The organism is Solirubrobacter soli DSM 22325 (genome assembly GCF_000423665.1).
In the GTDB taxonomy this organism is placed as follows: domain Bacteria; phylum Actinomycetota; class Thermoleophilia; order Solirubrobacterales; family Solirubrobacteraceae; genus Solirubrobacter; species Solirubrobacter soli.
In genome coordinates, this window is record NZ_AUIK01000031.1 from 66,535 (window position 1) to 82,061 (window position 15,527).

General features: G+C 73.7%; 10 protein-coding genes and 1 pseudogene. 9 read left to right on the forward strand and 2 right to left on the reverse strand.

What is annotated here, in order from left to right; genetic code table 11:
• Positions 1-2 precede the first annotated feature (2 nt).
• Genes recC through G569_RS0124885 form a run of 4 tightly spaced genes read left to right on the forward strand, consistent with a single transcriptional unit; the run spans position 3 to position 9,523 of the window.
• Positions 3-3,119: an exodeoxyribonuclease V subunit gamma gene (gene recC / locus G569_RS0124870; protein ID WP_028065432.1), complete on the forward strand. Its 3,117-nt coding sequence runs from the start codon at positions 3-5 to the stop codon at positions 3,117-3,119.
• Positions 3,116-6,946: a UvrD-helicase domain-containing protein gene (locus G569_RS0124875; RefSeq protein WP_028065433.1), complete on the forward strand. Its 3,831-nt coding sequence runs from the start codon at positions 3,116-3,118 to the stop codon at positions 6,944-6,946. Before recC ends, G569_RS0124875 begins: the two co-directional genes overlap by 4 nt.
• Positions 6,943-8,715: an exodeoxyribonuclease V subunit alpha gene (gene recD / locus G569_RS0124880; RefSeq protein WP_053226945.1), complete on the forward strand. Its 1,773-nt coding sequence runs from the start codon at positions 6,943-6,945 to the stop codon at positions 8,713-8,715. The genes G569_RS0124875 and recD overlap by 4 nt, the downstream gene beginning before the upstream one ends.
• A 4-nt stretch (positions 8,716-8,719) precedes the next feature.
• Entirely contained in the window at positions 8,720-9,523 is an 804-nt protein-coding gene (locus G569_RS0124885) for an NAD(P)H-binding protein (protein ID WP_028065435.1), read from the forward strand.
• 319 nt (positions 9,524-9,842) lie between these two features.
• On the opposite strand, the gene G569_RS0124890 is transcribed toward G569_RS0124885, so the two are convergent.
• Positions 9,843-10,112, reverse strand: a complete 270-nt coding sequence (locus G569_RS0124890) for a DUF2277 domain-containing protein (protein ID WP_028065436.1) — start codon at positions 10,110-10,112, stop codon at positions 9,843-9,845.
• Between the two features lie 62 nt (positions 10,113-10,174).
• Between G569_RS0124890 and G569_RS66455 the strand changes: the two are divergent.
• Positions 10,175-10,378: pseudogene (locus G569_RS66455) on the forward strand (type IV toxin-antitoxin system AbiEi family antitoxin domain-containing protein); the annotation flags it as partial.
• 15 nt (positions 10,379-10,393) lie between these two features.
• Positions 10,394-11,131 (forward strand): DUF559 domain-containing protein, encoded by a 738-nt coding sequence (locus tag G569_RS0124895; protein ID WP_245602553.1) that lies wholly within the window; start codon positions 10,394-10,396, stop codon positions 11,129-11,131.
• Here G569_RS0124895 and G569_RS0124900 read toward each other — a convergent pair.
• On the reverse strand, positions 11,088-11,270 hold the full coding sequence (locus tag G569_RS0124900) for a hypothetical protein (RefSeq protein ID WP_037498913.1): 183 nt from the start codon (positions 11,268-11,270) through the stop codon (positions 11,088-11,090). The two genes, G569_RS0124895 and G569_RS0124900, sit on opposite strands and share 44 nt — an antisense overlap.
• Before the next feature lie 264 nt (positions 11,271-11,534).
• On the opposite strand from G569_RS0124900, the gene G569_RS0124905 reads away from it, so the two are divergent.
• The 3 genes from G569_RS0124905 to G569_RS51330 all read left to right on the forward strand — a co-directional run bounded on the left by G569_RS0124905 (position 11,535) and on the right by G569_RS51330 (position 15,522).
• Complete coding sequence (locus tag G569_RS0124905; protein WP_028065439.1) at positions 11,535-12,188, forward strand: hypothetical protein; 654 nt, start codon at positions 11,535-11,537, stop codon at positions 12,186-12,188.
• Between the two features lie 52 nt (positions 12,189-12,240).
• Positions 12,241-12,753, forward strand: a complete 513-nt coding sequence (locus G569_RS0124910; protein WP_028065440.1) for an arsinothricin resistance N-acetyltransferase ArsN1 family A — start codon at positions 12,241-12,243, stop codon at positions 12,751-12,753.
• A 93-nt stretch (positions 12,754-12,846) separates the two neighbouring features.
• Entirely contained in the window at positions 12,847-15,522 is a 2,676-nt protein-coding gene (locus G569_RS51330; protein ID WP_157592290.1) for a SpoIIE family protein phosphatase, read from the forward strand.
• Positions 15,523-15,527 lie beyond the last annotated feature (5 nt).

Sequence of the window (15,527 nt, forward strand, 5' to 3'; positions counted from 1 at the left end):
CGGTGCTGCACGTTCATCGATCCGACCGCGCCGACGGCCTCGTCGAGGCCCTGAGCGCCCTGCTCGCCGAGCCCCCCGCGGACCCGTTCGCGCCCGAGCTCATCTCCGTCCCCACCCGCGGGATGGAGCGCTGGCTCACGCAGCGCCTGTCAGTCGGGCTGGGGATCTGCGCCAACGTCGAGTTCCCGTTCCCGCGCCGGCTGACCGGGGACGCGGTGGCGGCCGCGTCGGGAATCGACCCGGAGACCGATCCGTGGTTGCCGGAGCGGCTCGTCTGGCCGCTGCTGGAGATCGTCGACGCCGCGCGCGAGGAGGAGTGGCTCGCGCCGCACCTGCCGGACGACCAGACGCGGCGCTTCGCGGCCGTGCGCCACCTCGCGCAGCTCTTCGACCGCTACGCGCTGCACCGGCCGGAGGTCTTCGCGGGCTGGCAGGGCGAGCTCTGGAACCGGCTCGTCGAGCGGATCGACGTCCCGGACCCGGCGACGCGGGCGGAGGCGGCGTGCGCGCGGCTGCTCGTCTCTCCAGAGCTCACCGACTTGCCGGAACGCTTCTCGCTGTTCGGCCTCACGCGCCTCCCGGCCGGTCAGCTGCGGGTGCTGCGCGCGCTGGCCGAGCACCGCGCCGTGCATCTCTTCCTCCTGCACCCGTCGCCGGCGCTATGGGAGAAGCTCGTCGGCTTCACCGCCACGGTCCGCGCTCAGGATCCGACCGCGCGGATGCCCGTCAACCGCCTGCTCGCGTCGTGGGGGCAGGACTCGCGGGAGCTGCAGCTCGTGCTCGGGCCGGACGTCGTCGCGCACGAGCACCCGGTCGCACACCCGTCCGGCACGATGCTCGCCCGCGTCCAGGCCTCGGTGCGCGAGGATCTCCCGCCGGAGCCGGGAGAGGCCGACGGCAGCATCGCGGTCCACGCGTGCCACGGCCGCGCGCGCCAGGTCGAGGTCATCCGCGACGCGATCCTGCACCTGCTCGCTCAGGACCCCACGCTCGAGCCGCGCGACGTGATCGTGATGTGCCCGGACATCGAGACGTTCGCGCCGCTGATCCAGGCGGCGTTCGGGGCGGGTGACGAGGAGGAGGGGACGGATCGGCTGCCCGACGTGCGCGTGCGGCTCGCCGACCGCTCGCTGCGCCAGACCAACCCGGTGCTCGGCGTCGTCTCGCGGCTGCTCGAGCTCGCCTCGCAACGGCTGACCGCGTCGCAGGTGATCGCGCTGGCCGACACCGAGCCCGTGCGCCGCCGGTTCCGCCTCGACGACGACGCGCTCGCCCGCCTCGAGGAGTGGGTGAGCGAGAGCGGGATCCGGTGGGGGTTGGACGCCTCGCATCGAGCGCCGTTCAAGCTCTCGTCCCTGGGCGCGGGCACGTGGCGGGCAGGTCTCGATCGCCTCCTGGTCGGCGTGACGATGAACGAGGACGAGCGGCGGCTGTTCGAAGGGGTCCTGCCGCTGGACGATGTCGAGAGCGGCGCGATCGACCTCGCCGGGCGGCTCGCGGAGCTGATCGACCGGCTCGACGGCGTCGTGGACTCGCTGCGCGGGCCGTTGTCGGTGCCGCAGTGGGCTCTCGCCCTGGCCGCGGCCGCCGACGCGCTGACCGTGGGCGACGAGCCGTGGCAGCGCGCGGAGCTCCAGCGCCTGCTCAACGACGTCGTCGACGAGGCGTCCGGGCACGAGGCGATCCTGGAGCTGGACGAGATCCGGGCGCTGCTGGCCGAGCGCTTAATGGGCCGCCCGACGCGGGCGAACTTCCGCACCGGCCACCTGACGATCTGCACGCTCGTGCCGATGCGCTCGGTCCCGCATCGCGTCGTCTGCCTGCTCGGCCTCGACGACGGCACGTTCCCGCGGCGCGCTCCGCGCGACGGGGACGATCTGTTGTTGAGGGAACCGCACGTAGGTGAGCGCGACGCCCGCACCGAGGACCGTCAGCTGCTCCTCGACGCGCTGATGGCGGCCACCGACCGGCTGATCATCACCTACACCGGCAATGACGAGCGGACCAACGTCGCGCGCCCCCCGGCCGTCCCGGTCGGGGAGTTGCTCGACATCGTCGGCCGGGAGGTGGTGAAGCAGCATCCGCTGCAGCCGTTCGACCCGCGCAACTTCACCGGCTGGAGCTTCGACCGCGTGATGCTCGAAGGCGCGCGTGCGCTCGCGGGGGTGCGGGTGGCACCGCGTGCGTTCCTGCCGGCGCCGCTCCCCGCTCGCCCGCTGGCACCGTTGGAGCTCGCCGACCTGGTGCGGTTCGTCGAGCACCCGGTGCGCGCGTTCCTGCGCCAGCGGCTGGGGATCAGCGTCGGCGACTTCTCCGACGAGGTCGCCGACGCACTGCCGGTCGAGCTCGACGCGCTGGAGAAGTGGGGCGTCGGGCAGCGGTTGTTGGATGCGCTGATCGCCGGCACGGACGGTCGCGCCGCGATCCGCGCCGAGATCGCGGCCGGCAAGCTCCCCCCGGGACAGCTCGGGTATCCGGTCGTGCAGGCGATCTGGCAGAGCGTGGACGAGATCGCCGCGCAGGCGCGCTCGCTGGTCCCGGGAGAGGCGGGGTCGGCGGACGTCAAGGTCGACGTCGCGGGGCGGCGGCTCACCGGTACGGTGCCCGGCGTCCGCGGGGAGCTGTTGACGACGATCACGTACTCGAAGGTGAACCCCCGGCACCGGCTGGCGGCTTGGGTGCGGTTGCTGGCGCTGTGCGCCGGCGGCGGGTCCTACTCGGCGGTGACGATCGGGCGGGCGAGCGGGGCGCACGGGCGCGTGACGGTCGCGCGGGTGCCGGGCGTGTCGCGCGCCGATGCCGTTGCCGCGTTGTCGGTGCTGATCGACCTCTACGACCGCGGGATGCGCGAGCCGCTCCCGCTGTACTGCCGCACGTCCGCCGCGTTCGCCGCGGGTGGCAACGCGCGCGGGGAGTGGGAGTCCGACCGGTTCCCGAAGGAGGACCGCGACGCCGAGCACGAGCTGGTGCTGGGCCCGGGGGTCTCGTACGCGTCGTTGCTGGAGCCGGAGCCGCGTGGCGATGAGCGGTGGGACCCCGTCGAGCGGACCCGGTTCGGGCAGTTCGCTCTGCGCTTGTGGAGCGGGCTGCTGGCGGTCGAGGTGCTGGGCGAGGCATGAGTCGCGCGTTCGACATCTGCGGCCCGCTGCCGACCGGCATCACCGTGCTCGAGGCGAGCGCGGGGACGGGCAAGACGTACACGATCGCCGGGCTCGCGGCGCGCTACGTCGCCGAGGGGACGCCGCTCGATCAGCTGTTGCTGGTCACGTTCACGCGGATGGCGACCGGCGAGCTGCGCGACCGCGTGCGCGAGCGGCTCGTCACTGCCGAGCGGGAGCTGGGGCTGGGTGTCGCGTCCGACGATGTCGTTTCGTTCTTGCTGGACGCTCCGTCGGATGTCGTCGCGGAGCGGCGCGCCCGGCTCCTGCGGGCGTTGGCGGACTTCGACTCGGCAACGATCGCCACCACCCACGGGTTCTGCCAGGAGGTGTTGAGTGGCATCGGCGTCGCGGGTGACATGGAGCCCGACGCCGAGGTGGTCGAGGACGTCGGCGATCTGCTGGGCGAGGTCGTCGACGACCTCTACGTGCGCAAGTACATGGACGCCGGAGACCCGCAGATCACTCGCGCCGAGGCGATGCAGATCGCGCGCGAGGTCGTCGAGAACCCAGGCTCGCCGATCGAGCCGCGGGACGCGGGCGGGGACAGCCTGCCCGCGTTGCGCGCGCGGCTGGCGGGGAGCGTGCGGGTCGAGCTCGACCGCCGCAAGCGCGCCCTGTCGGTGATCACCTATGACGACCTGCTGACGCGCCTCCGGGACGAGCTCGCCGGCCGCCGCGGGTCCCTGTCCGTCGCGCGCCTACAGGACCGCTACCGCGTCGTGCTGGTCGACGAGTTCCAGGACACCGACCCGATCCAGTGGGAGATCCTCCAGCGCGCCTTCGGCGGCGGAGGAGTGACATTGGTGCTGATCGGCGACCCGAAACAGGCGATCTACGCCTTCCGCGGCGCCGACGTCTACTCCTACCTCGAGGCCAAGCAGGCCTCCGGCGAGACCGCGACCCTCGAACTCAACCGCCGCTCCGACCAGGCCCTGATCGACGCCTACGACGCCATGTTCGGCGGCGCCAAGCTCGGCCACCCGGACATCGTCTACGGCCACGTCCGCGCCGCCGGCGCGCGCGACCCGTTCCCCATACCCGGCGCCCCGCTGCGCGTGCGTGTCGTCGACCGCGCCGACCCCGCGATCGAGAAGACCCGCCAGGGCTACGCGGGCCTGAACTCCGCCCGCCAGTTCGTGGCCAAGGACCTCGCCGCCGACCTCGTCCGCGTCCTCTCCGGCGTCGCCGCCGCCCCTGACGGATCCGCTTCGCCCGGCGGGCCCGTCTCGCCCGGCGGGTCCGTCTCGCCCGGCGGCCCCGCTTCGTCCGGCGGCCCCACCGCGCCCGCTGCGCCATCCATCAAGCCCGGCGATATCGCGGTCCTCGTCCGCTACAACCGCCACGCCGTCGCGGTCCGCGACGCGCTCGACGACGTCGGCATCCCGTCGGTCATCAACGGCGCGGGGAGCGTCTTCGCCACCCCCGCCGCGCGCGAGTGGCTGCGGCTGCTCGAGGCGCTCGAGCGTCCCGCCTCGCCCGTCCGCGCCCGCGCGGCGACGATGACGTCGTTCCTCGGCTGGACCGCCGAGCAGATCGCTTCGGCCGACGACGCGGCGTGGGAGGAGGTCCACCGCCGCCTCCACGCGTGGGCGGCGGTGCTGCGCCGCCGCGGCCTCGCGTCCCTGATCGAGACGATCACCCTCGTCGAGCGCCTCCCGGGCCGCGTGCTCGGCGTCGTCGACGGCGAGCGTCGCCTGACCGACCTACGCCACGTCGGCCAGCTGCTGCACGGCGCGTCGGCGGCCGAGAAGCTCGGAGTCGCCGCACTGGCCGTGTGGCTGCGCCAGCGGATCGCGACCGCCGAGACCGAAGGCGACGAGGAACGCTCCCGCCGCCTGGAGTCCGACGCCGCCGCCGTTCAGGTGCTGACGATCCACCGCTCGAAGGGCCTCGAGTTCCCGGTCGTCTACGTCCCCTACCTCTGGGAACCGACCTGGGTCGACGACAAGCCCGTCCCGATCGTCTACCACGATCGCGCGGCCGGCTTCCGCCGAACGATCGACGTCGGCCTCGCCGGCAGCGACTACAAGCGCCACAAGGACTGGTACATCGAGGAGCAGCGCGGGGAGGACCTCCGTCTCGCCTACGTCGCCCTGACCCGCGCCCGTCACCAGGCCGTCCTCTGGTGGGCCGCCTCCTGGAACTCCAAGGACTCCGCGCTGTCGCGACTGCTGTTCGCCCGCGACGGCGAGGGGAACGTCGCGCCCAGCGGCCCGCGCCCCCCGTCCGACGAGGCCGCGATCGCCCGCTTCCGCGAGCTCGCAGGCGCGGCCCCGGGCTGCGTCAGCGTCGAACCCACCACCCGCCTCGGCCTCCCGGTCGCCTGGTCCGGCCCACCTCGCGACGCCACGACCCTCACCGCCGCCGTCTTCGACCGCACCCTCGACCGCGACTGGCGCCGCACCTCCTACAGCGACATCACCGCCGCCGCCCACGAGGCCCGCGTCTCCAGCGAACCGGAAGAGGCGACCGTCACCGACGAGCCCGACGACGACGACCGCCCGTCAACCCTCCCGCCCTTCGCCGCCCCACCCGCGACGTCGCCCGCCGCGGCCGACGGTCCACCCGCGCCGGCGGCTTCGCAGCCCGCCGCCGCGGCGCGCCCGCCCGCTTCTTCGCCGCCCGACGGCGACGCTCCGCCCGCGTCTTCGCCGCCCGCCGGCGACGCTCCACCCGCGTCTTCGCCGCCCGACGGCGACGCTCCGCCCGCGTCTTCACCGCCCGCCGACGGCGACGCTCCGCCCGCGTCTTCGCCGCCCGCCGACGGCGACGCTCCGCCCGCGTCTTCGCTGCCCGCCGGCGACGCTCCGCCCGCGTCTTCGCCGCCCGCCGACGACGGCGCGCTCTCCCTCTTCTCCCTCGACGACCCGCCCTCGCCGCCCGCGCGCGACGACCCGTCTCGCGCCCGCGACGACTCGCCGATCCCCGCCGTCCCGCCCGCCCCGCGCGACGATGCCGCCCTCGCCGCGGTCCCCGCGATCCTCGCGGCCGGCCCGGGCGGGACCGAGTTCGGCACGTTCGTGCATACGGTCTTCGAGTCGACGGACTTCGCCGCGCCCGACCTCGACGCCGAGCTCGTACGCACCGTCGCGGCGGCGCTCGCGCGTGGTCCGGTCGAGATCGGCGATCGGGCGACGGTCGTCGCGGGCCTCAGGGCAGCGATCGAGACGCCGCTCGGGCCGCTCGTCGGCAACTTGCGCCTGCGTGACATCGCCCGCGTCGACCGCCTCGACGAGCTGACGTTCGAGTTGCCGCTGGTCGGCGGCGACGAGCCCACGGGCGAGCTCACCCCCGGTGCGATCGCAAAGGTCCTCCGCGAGCATCTCCCGCCCGGCGATCCGCTCGCCGGCTACGCGAACCGCCTCGAGGACCCGGCGATCCGTGCGAGCGTGCGCGGGTACCTGACCGGCAGCATCGACCTCGTGGTCCGGATCGGCGAGGGGTTCGCGATCGCGGACTACAAGACGAACTGGCTGGCGGCGCCGGGGGAGGAGCTCTCCGCGTGGCATCACCGCCCGGAGGCGCTGACCGCCGAGATGGAGCACGCGCACTATGGCCTCCAGGCGCTCTTGTACACGGCGGCGCTCCACCGCTACCTGCGCTGGCGCCTCCGCGGGTACGACCCCGCGCGCCACCTCGCGGGCGTCCTCTACCTGTTCGTGCGCGGGATGACCGGCCCGGGCACGCCCACCGTCGCCGGCCAGCCCTGCGGCGTGTTCGCCTGGCGCCCACCGGCGCCGCTCGTCGTCGCGCTCAGCGACGTCCTCGACCGGGGGACCGCATGACCGCGCTCGCGCCCGACGACCCGCACGACGTCCGCCGCGCCCGCACCGCTCCCGGCCTCCTGCGCGCGTTCAACGACATCGGGGTGCTCGCGGCGGCGGACGTCCACGTCGCCGTCCGTCTCACCGCGATCACCGGCGAGACCGACGAATCGATCGCGCTCGCCGCGGCGCTGGCGGTCCGCGCTCCGCGCCTCGGCCACGTGTTCGTCGACCTGGCGACGATCCGCGAGACCGCGACCGTGGAGTCCGAGGAGCCGGTCGACCTCAGCATTCTCCCTTGGCCTGAGGTCGAGGGTTGGCTCGCCGCCCTGCAGGCCAGCACGCTCGTCGCGATGGGGGAGGATGCGCGGGAGTCGCGGCCGTTGCGGCTCGTCGGCAGCTGGCTCTATTTGGACCGCTACTGGCGGGAGGAGCGCCAGGTCGCCGCCGACCTTCGCGCCCTCGGTGGTGAGCAGCCGGTCGACGAATCCGCGCTCGCGTCCGGTCTCTCGCGGCTCTTCGACACCGGCAACCTCCAGCGCGTGGCCGCAGAGGCCGCCGTACGCAGGCGTTTCGCGGTCGTCGCCGGCGGCCCAGGCACGGGCAAGACGACGACCGTGGCGCGGATCGTCGCGCTCCTGGCCGAGCAGACAGAGAGCCCGCCGCTCGTCGCGCTCGCCGCACCGACGGGCAAGGCGGCGGCCCGGCTCGAGGAAGCCGTGCACGCGGAGGCCGCGAACCTCGATGTCACGTCGAGCGTTCGGGAGACGCTCCTCTCGCTCAACGCGTCGACGCTCCATCGCCTGCTCGGTTGGCGCCCCGACAGCCACAGCCGCTTCCGTCACAACCGCGCCAACCGGCTCCCGCACGACGTCGTGATCGTCGACGAGACCTCGATGGTCTCCCTGTCGCTGATGGCTCGGCTGGTGGAGGCGGTCCGGCCGGACGCCCGTCTCGTCCTGGTCGGCGACCCCGGCCAGCTGACATCGATCGAGGCCGGCGCCGTCCTGGGCGACATCGTCCGCGCCGGGGGAGACGGCGTCGTCGTGCTCTCGCACGTGTATCGCTACGGGGCGGGGATCGACGCCCTCGCCGAGGCGATCCGCACCGGTAACGGCGACGCCGCCATCTCCACCCTGACCGCCGGGTATGAGGACGTGCTCTGGCTCGGCGTCGATGTCGGCGATCCGGGGGCGTCCGAGGCACTCGCGCCGGTCCGCGAGGGAGCGGTCGCCGCCGCGCAGGCGGTCATCGCCGCCGCCCGCGAGGGCGACGGCGCCGCTGCGTTGGAGGCGCTCGCGACCTTCCGCGTCCTCTGCGCACACCGCCGCGGTGGGTACGGCGTGAGCGTGTGGACCGCGCGGATCGAGGGCTGGCTGGGACTCGAGCGGGCGCGCTGGTACCCGGGCCGCCCGCTGCTGGTCACCGAGAACGACTACGGGCTGCGGCTCTACAACGGCGACACCGGCGTCATCGTCGCCACGCCGGACGGCCGTCCGAGCGCCGCCTTCGAGCGCCAGGGCGAGGTCGTGCTCTTCCCGCCCGCCCGGCTCGGCGCGATCGACACCGTCTACGCGATGACCGTCCACAAGAGCCAGGGCTCCCAGTTCGGCACCGCCGCGGTCCTTCTGCCGCCGCCGACCTCGCCGGTGTTGACCCGCGAGCTGCTCTACACGGCGGTGACGCGCGCGCGTGCGCGGCTGATCCTGGTGGGCACCGAGGAGACGATTCGCGCGGCCGTCGCCCGCCCCGTCGCTCGCGCGTCGGGACTCGGCGGTCGCCTAAGGTGACTGCATGATCGCGGTGACGGGAGCGACGGGCGAGGTCGGCCGGCGGGTCGTCTCGCTCTTGTCCGTGCCACACCGGTCGATCGTCCGCGACGCCTCGCGTGCCGTCGGCGAGTACCGCGTCGCGTCCGACTACGGCGCGCTCGGAGAGATGACCGCCGCCTTCGAGGGCGCCGACACCGTCTTCCTCGTCCCCGCCGCCGAGAACGCCGACCGCGTCGCGCAGCACGTCACGGCGGTGGACGCCGCGGTCGCCGCCGGCGTCTCGCGCCTCGTCTACCTGTCATTCCTCGGCGCGTCCGCCGATGCCACCTTCACCCTCGCCCGCGACCACTGGGCGACGGAGCAGCACATCCGCTCGACCGCGCTGCGGTGGACCTTCCTGCGCATGAACCTCTACATGGACTTCATCCCGAGCATGGTCGGCGCGGACGGCGTGATCCGCGGCCCGGCGGGCGACGGCCGCGTGTCGGCGATCCTGCGCTCCGACGTCGCCGCGACCGCTGCGGCAGTGCTTCTCGGCGACGGCGACGGCGACGGCCACGACGGAGCGACGTACGACCTCACCGGCCCGTCGAGCTTCTCGTTGTCCGAGGCCGCCGCGCTGATGGGCGCCCGCTTCGAGGACGAGACCGACGACGAGGCCTACGCCTCCCGCGCCGGCTACGGCGCACCGGACTGGGAGGTGCGCGGGTGGGTGACGTCCTACCAGGCCATCCGCGACGGCAGCCTCGCCGCCGTCAGCCCGGCCGTGCGCGAGCTGACGGGCCGAGACCCGCTCTCGCTGGCCGAGCACCTCCGGGCGCGCTGAGCAGTCCCGGCGCGCCGCCTCGGGCCGGCGTGCCGGTGGGGCCCGCCGCGCCGCGTCGGGCCGGCGTGCCGGTGGGGCCGGTCGCGCCGCGTCGGGCCGGCGTGCCGGTGGGGCCCGTCGCGCCGCGTCGGGCCGGCGTGCCGGTGGGGCCGCTCGCACCGCGTCGGGCCGGCGTGCCGGTGGGGCCCATCGCGCCGCGTCGGGCCACCGTGCCGGTCAGGCCCGTCGCGTCGGGCTGGCGAGGCCCGGCGCGCCGCGTCGGTCCGGCGTGCCGGTCAGGCCCGTCGCGCCATTCGCGCTCGCCGGCGTCCTGCGCGCCTCAGGCCGCGTAGCGCTGCGCCGCGCGCGCCCGCGCCTTCGCGGCCTCTTCCTCGCGGTTCTTCGGCGGGGCGTGGGTGACGAGGGCGTCGAGCAGGCGCGTCGTCGCCGCGACGACCTCCTCGACCGCGAGGTCGAACGCCGCCTGATTGGCCTGCGACGGCTTCGTCGACCCACTGATCTTGCGCACGTACTGCAACGCGGACGCGTGGATCTCGTCGTGGGTGGCGGGCGGCTCGAAGTTGTGGAGCTGACGGATGTTGCGGCACATATTTCACAGGCTAGTCGCAGAAAAGTCGCGATTGCGCGTTGTTCCGTTCAGGCGCGGGAGCAATGGTCCGGGGGGTGCACTTCTCCACCGTCCTCACAGGACGGCGCAGCATCACACCCCTCTCTGTGGACGGTGCGATCGCGGCGCTGACCGGCGAACAACACGGAGTGATCACCGCCGCACAACTCCACGCGGTGGGCCTGCGAGACAGCGCGATCAGCAAGCGCGTGGCTCGTGATGCTCTCCATCGGGTCCACCGGGGCGTCTACGCCGTCGTCCCCATGAGGGCCCTTTCGCGGGAGGGACGCTGGCTGGCCGCGGTGTTCGGCGCAGGTCCGGGCTCGGCACTCAGTCACTTCTCGGCGGTCGAGATCCAGGGTTTGGCGCGCGCGTTCGGCGCGCTGATCTCGGTCGTGTCGACCACGCAACGCCGTCCGCAAGGCGTGACCGTTCACCGCTGCCGTTCGATCGACCCGCGCGACATCACCACCCACAAAGGCATCCCCGTCACGACGGTCCATCGCACGATCGTCGATCTCGCGGACGTCGTCCAGATCCCGCACGAGCTGACCGCGGTCATCCGCGAGGCGGACTTCAAGGGTCGGTTCGTCGAGCCGGCGGTCCGGGACGCGATGGCTCGAGCCAACGGGCGGCGCAATCTCGGGGTCGTCGACCGGGCGATCGAGCTCTATCGCGCCGGCAGCGCGGGAATCCGGAGCCGGAACGAGCTGGCGTTCTTCCTGCTGGTCACGAAGGCCGGGTTTCCGGAGCCGCTCGTGAACGTGCACGCCCATGGGTTCGAACGCGACTTCCACTGGCCGGGCCTCCGGCTCGCGGTGGAGGTCGACGGGCCTGGTCACACGCGGGAGCCGACGCGCGCCGCTGACTCGAGCCGCGACGGGTCGCTCCTCGCCGCGGGCTACACGGTGCTGCGGTTCACCGACGACGACATCAAGTTCCGGCCCGCCGACGTCGTCACACGTCTCCGAACACAGGCACCTCATGTCCCAACTCGGTGAGCGCGTAGACGGGGCCGTTCGGGGTCGGTACCTCCTCGACGAGGCCGAGCGCGACCAGCGTCACGAGGTCGTCGAGCAGCAGGTATTCGTCGCCGTTCGGCGAAGCTTCGTCGAAGAGCGTGGCGGCGTTGTCGGACATGGCGACGGGCTCCTTCCGGGTGCTACGCGGTTCCACGTAGGGCCGCGTAGGGTCCTCCGACCGTCGGACGGAATCGTGCGTATGGAGATACGCACCGATGCGTATCTGGCCGGTTCTGCCGCACTTTGCGGGAAATTCGCCGCTTACCAACAGACCTGTGCACAGATTCGCGGCGCAATCGCGCTCCCGTGCACGGCATATCAACAAGCTACGCACAGGTGCGTATCCCGCCCGATCCGCGGTGGCGTGTAGAAACGAGGCCCGATGGACGCACCGCAACCCTCCGCCCGCCTTGTCCGAGCCGTCGCCGCCGAGCGCGCCGAGCTCGAGCGCCATCGCGTCCGCCTGGCGTCCGAGGCCGACGAGCTGCGCGCGGCGCTCGCCCGGATCGAGCACGGTCTCGCCGAGATCGACGAGCGCCGCGGCCTCCTCGACCGGCTCGCGCCCACGCCGCCCGACGAGATCGAGTCGCCCGACGAGCAGGACGACGAGGGCGACGACGGCGCGCTGCGCGGACCGGAGATCCGCGAGGTCGCGGTCAGGCTGCTGGTCGACAACGGCCGCGAGTCGATGCACTACCGCGAGTGGTTCGAACTGCTCCAGCGTGCCGGCCACGAGATCGCGGGCAAGGACCCGCACGCCGTGTTCCTCACGCAGATCCGGCGCTCACCCGCGGTCCGACGGGGCACGCGGGCGGGGTTCTACGAGTTGGACCGCGGCGCGTTCCACCGACTCCGTCTCCATATCGACGGGCTCCAACGCGAGCTCGCCGCCATCCCGCCCACCGCGACCCACGACGGCGCCGTGATCCGCGCCCGCCGCAGTCGCCTCAACACCGAGATCGGCCGCGCCGAGCGCGCGATCGAGGAAGTCGCCCGCGTCCTCGGCCCGCGCACCCGCCTCGCAGCAACAGGCTGACGCGGGCCCGCGCGGGCGTGTCGACGGGCCGCTGAGGGATGATTGCGGCCTCATGGCGCCCGTTTCGATCGATGTTCGTCCCGCCGAGCCCCGCGACGCGGAGGCCGTGGCCGTCATCTACAACCACGGGATCGAGGAGCGCCAGGCCACGTTCGAGACGCGACCGCGGCGGGCGAACGAGATCCTCGGGTGGCTGGAGGAAGGGCGGCCGTTCATCGTCGCCGTGGACGGTGAGACCGGCGAGATCCTCGGGTTTGCGCGCGTGTCGCCGTACTCCGTGCGGCGCGCGTACGCGGGGGTGGGGGAGCATGCGGTGTACGTCGCGCCGGAGTCGCGTGGGAGGGGCGTCGGGGTGAAGCTGCTCGAAGCGCTCGCCGAATCCGCGGAGATCGCCGGGTACTACAAGCTGACGAGCCGGGTGTTCACGACCAACGAAGCGAGCTTGAGGCTGCACCGGGCGGCGGGGTTCACCGAGGTGGGCATCCAGAAGCACCACGGGCGGCTGGAGAACGAGTGGAAGGACACCGTCCTGGTCGAACGTCTACTCGGCGAGGCCGCGCACTGACCTAGGATCGGCCGAACGGTGGCTGGAGAGGGTCAGGCGCGCATCACTGCTCGGGCGCGCACGCGTCGTCGGCCGGGGGCAGCGCGGTGGATCGTGCCCGCGCTGGTGCTGCAGGCCGGGCTCGCGGCGATCGACATCGTCTCGGGCGACCAGGTGGTGTTCACGACCACGTTCGTGCTGGCGCCGTTCGCGCTGGCGGTGTCGGGTCGCACGCGCGCGACGGGCGCGCTCGCAGTGCTCGCGGTCGCGCTGGCGGTGGCGAGCGGGTACTGGAACCACTACGAGGGCAGCACCGATCACCTGTTGCGGATCGCGATCGTCGCGGCGGGCGGCGGGCTCGCCACGCTGTCCGCGGCGGCGCTCGAGCGGGCGGCCGAGCAGCGGCGGCGGATGGCGATCCTCGCGTCGCTCGGCCGACTGTCCGGCGCGCAGACCCTCAACGACGCGATCAAAGGACTCGCGGAGGCGCTGGTGCCCGCGGTGGGCGAGGGGTGCTGGGTCGACCTCCAGGACCCGGACGGCGAGAGCCGGCGCCTGTTCGAGCACGGCGTCGACGCCCCCGGGCTGCCGCAGACCGGTCCGAAACGCCTGCTCGAAGGCAACACCCGCGCGCTCGTACCGCTGGTCGCGGGCGATCGCACGACCGGCCTCCTCGGCCTGACCGCGCCGCCGAAGCACCCCTACGACGCCGACGAGCTGGAGTTCTTCACGGTCCTCGCGGGGCGGGTGGCGCTGGTGCTCGCGAACGCCCGTCTGGTGACCGACCTCAAGTCCACGCAGGCGCGCCTGGACGGCATCCTCAAGAGCCTCGCCGAGGCCGTGACGGTCAACGACGACCAGGGCCGCACGGTCTATGCCAACCCCGCGGCCGTGAAGCTGCTCGGGCTGGGATCGGCGAGCGAGGCGACCCGCGCCCGGCCGGGCGAGCTCGCCGCCCGCTTCGCGATCACCGACGAGCACGGCAAACCGATCGTCACGGACGATCTGCCCGGGCGCAGGCTCGTGCGCGGGGAGCCCGCGCCGGAGCTGCTGACCCGCACGATCGACAAGCCGACGGGCCGCGCGTTCTGGCTGCTGACGAAGGCGACACTCCTGACCGACCAGGGGCGCGACTTCGCGGTCAACATCATCGAGGACGTCACCGAGGCGAAGGAGGCCGAGCAGCGTCAACGCTTCCTCGCGCAGGCCGGTCAGCTGTTGGCTTCGAGCCTCGACTACGAGCAGACGCTCCAGCGGGTGGCGCAGCTCGCGGTCCCGTGGCTGGCGGACTGGTGCGCGGTCGATCTGCCGGCAGCGGACGGGACGATCGAGCAGGTGGCGCTCGCCCACGCCGACCCGGACAAGCTCGCCGAGGCGCGGGAGCTCCGCCGCCGCTACCCGCCCCGCGCGACCGACGAGACCGGCGTGCCCGCGATCCTCAACGGCGGTCCACCCGAGCTCGTCACGGAGATCCCGGACACGCTGCTGGACGCCGCGATCGAGGATCCCGAGCAGCGCCGGGCGCTCAAAGCGCTGGGCATGCGGTCGGCGATGATCGTGCCGATGCGCCTGGGCGAGGAGACGCTCGGCGCGCTGACGTTCGTGACCTCCGACAGCGGCCGCCGCTTCGACGAGACCGACTTCGCGTTCGCCCAGGACCTCGCGCTCCGCGCCGCCGCCGCGGTCCAGAACGCGCGCCTCTACGCGGCACAACGACGAGTCGCGTACACGCTCCAGGCGAGCCTTCTGCCCGACACGCTCCCGCCGATCCCCGGATACACGCTCGCTGCCGCCTACCAGGCGGGGGAGCTCGGCGCGGACGTCGGCGGCGACTTCTACGACGTCGTCCCGACCGCCAATCCCGCCGCCCACCTCGTCTTCCTCGGCGATGTCACAGGCAAGGGGATCGACGCCGCCGCTCTCACTTCGCGGGTCCGCCACTCGATCCGCACCGCCGCCCGCTTCAACCCCAACCCGAGCGCGATCCTCCAACTCGTCAACGAGATCCTGGTGGAAGATCAGCGGCTCGCTCCGGTGTCGCTCGTGGCGCTGCTCGTCGAGGGGGACGACGTGACGATCGCGGCCGCCGGCCACCCGCCGCCGCTGCTGCGCCGCCGAGGCGCGGCCGGGCGCGGCGCGGGCGCGGCGGGCGTAGGCGTGGCGGGCGGCGGCGAGGGCGTGGGCGCGGCGGGCGCTGGCGAGGGCGTGGGCGCGGCGGGCGGCGGCGAGGGCGTGGGCGCGGCGGGCGGCGGCGAGGGCGTGGGCGCGGCGGGCGGCGGCGAGGGCGTGGCCGCGGCGGGCGGCGGCGAGAGCGTGGCTACGGCGGGCGGCGGCGAGGGCATGGCCGCGGCGAGCGGCGGCGAGGGCATGGCCGCGGCGAGTGGCGGCGAGGGTGTGGCCACGGCGGGCGGCGGCGAGAGCGTGGCCACGGCGGGCGGCGACGAGGGCGTGGCGACGGCGGGGCGCGGCGAGGGCGCAGACGCCGCGGGGCGTGGCGAGGTCGTCCCGGTGGGCCCCGGCGGCATCCTGCTCGGCGTCGCGCCCACGCGGGCGTTCGAGCAGGAGACCATCAGCCTCGCGCCCGGCGACGCCATCCTGCTCTACACCGACGGCGTGACCGACACGCCCGGGGCCCGCGACCGGTTCGGCGGCGAGCGGCTCAAGGAGGCGTTCGCCGCGGCGCCTGACGACGCCACCCAGATCCTCAGGAGGATCGAGGCGACGATCAATGCGTTCCAGGCCGACACGGCGACGGATGACCGCGCGCTGCTCGTCCTGCGTCGCGGCTGACTACG

Excerpts from the sequence above, each read along its gene's own strand:
- G569_RS0124875 (WP_028065433.1), top strand. The coding sequence starts at position 3,116 with ATGAGTCGCGCGTTCGACATCTGCGGCCCGCTGCCGACCGGCATCACC.
- recD (WP_053226945.1), top strand. The coding sequence starts at position 6,943 with ATGACCGCGCTCGCGCCCGACGACCCGCACGACGTCCGCCGCGCCCGC.
- G569_RS0124885 (WP_028065435.1), top strand. The coding sequence starts at position 8,720 with ATGATCGCGGTGACGGGAGCGACGGGCGAGGTCGGCCGGCGGGTCGTC.
- G569_RS0124890 (WP_028065436.1), bottom strand. The coding sequence starts at position 10,112 with ATGTGCCGCAACATCCGTCAGCTCCACAACTTCGAGCCGCCCGCCACC.
- G569_RS0124895 (WP_245602553.1), top strand. The coding sequence starts at position 10,394 with ATGAGGGCCCTTTCGCGGGAGGGACGCTGGCTGGCCGCGGTGTTCGGC.
- G569_RS0124900 (WP_037498913.1), bottom strand. The coding sequence starts at position 11,270 with ATGTCCGACAACGCCGCCACGCTCTTCGACGAAGCTTCGCCGAACGGC.
- G569_RS0124905 (WP_028065439.1), top strand. The coding sequence starts at position 11,535 with ATGGACGCACCGCAACCCTCCGCCCGCCTTGTCCGAGCCGTCGCCGCC.
- G569_RS0124910 (WP_028065440.1), top strand. The coding sequence starts at position 12,241 with ATGGCGCCCGTTTCGATCGATGTTCGTCCCGCCGAGCCCCGCGACGCG.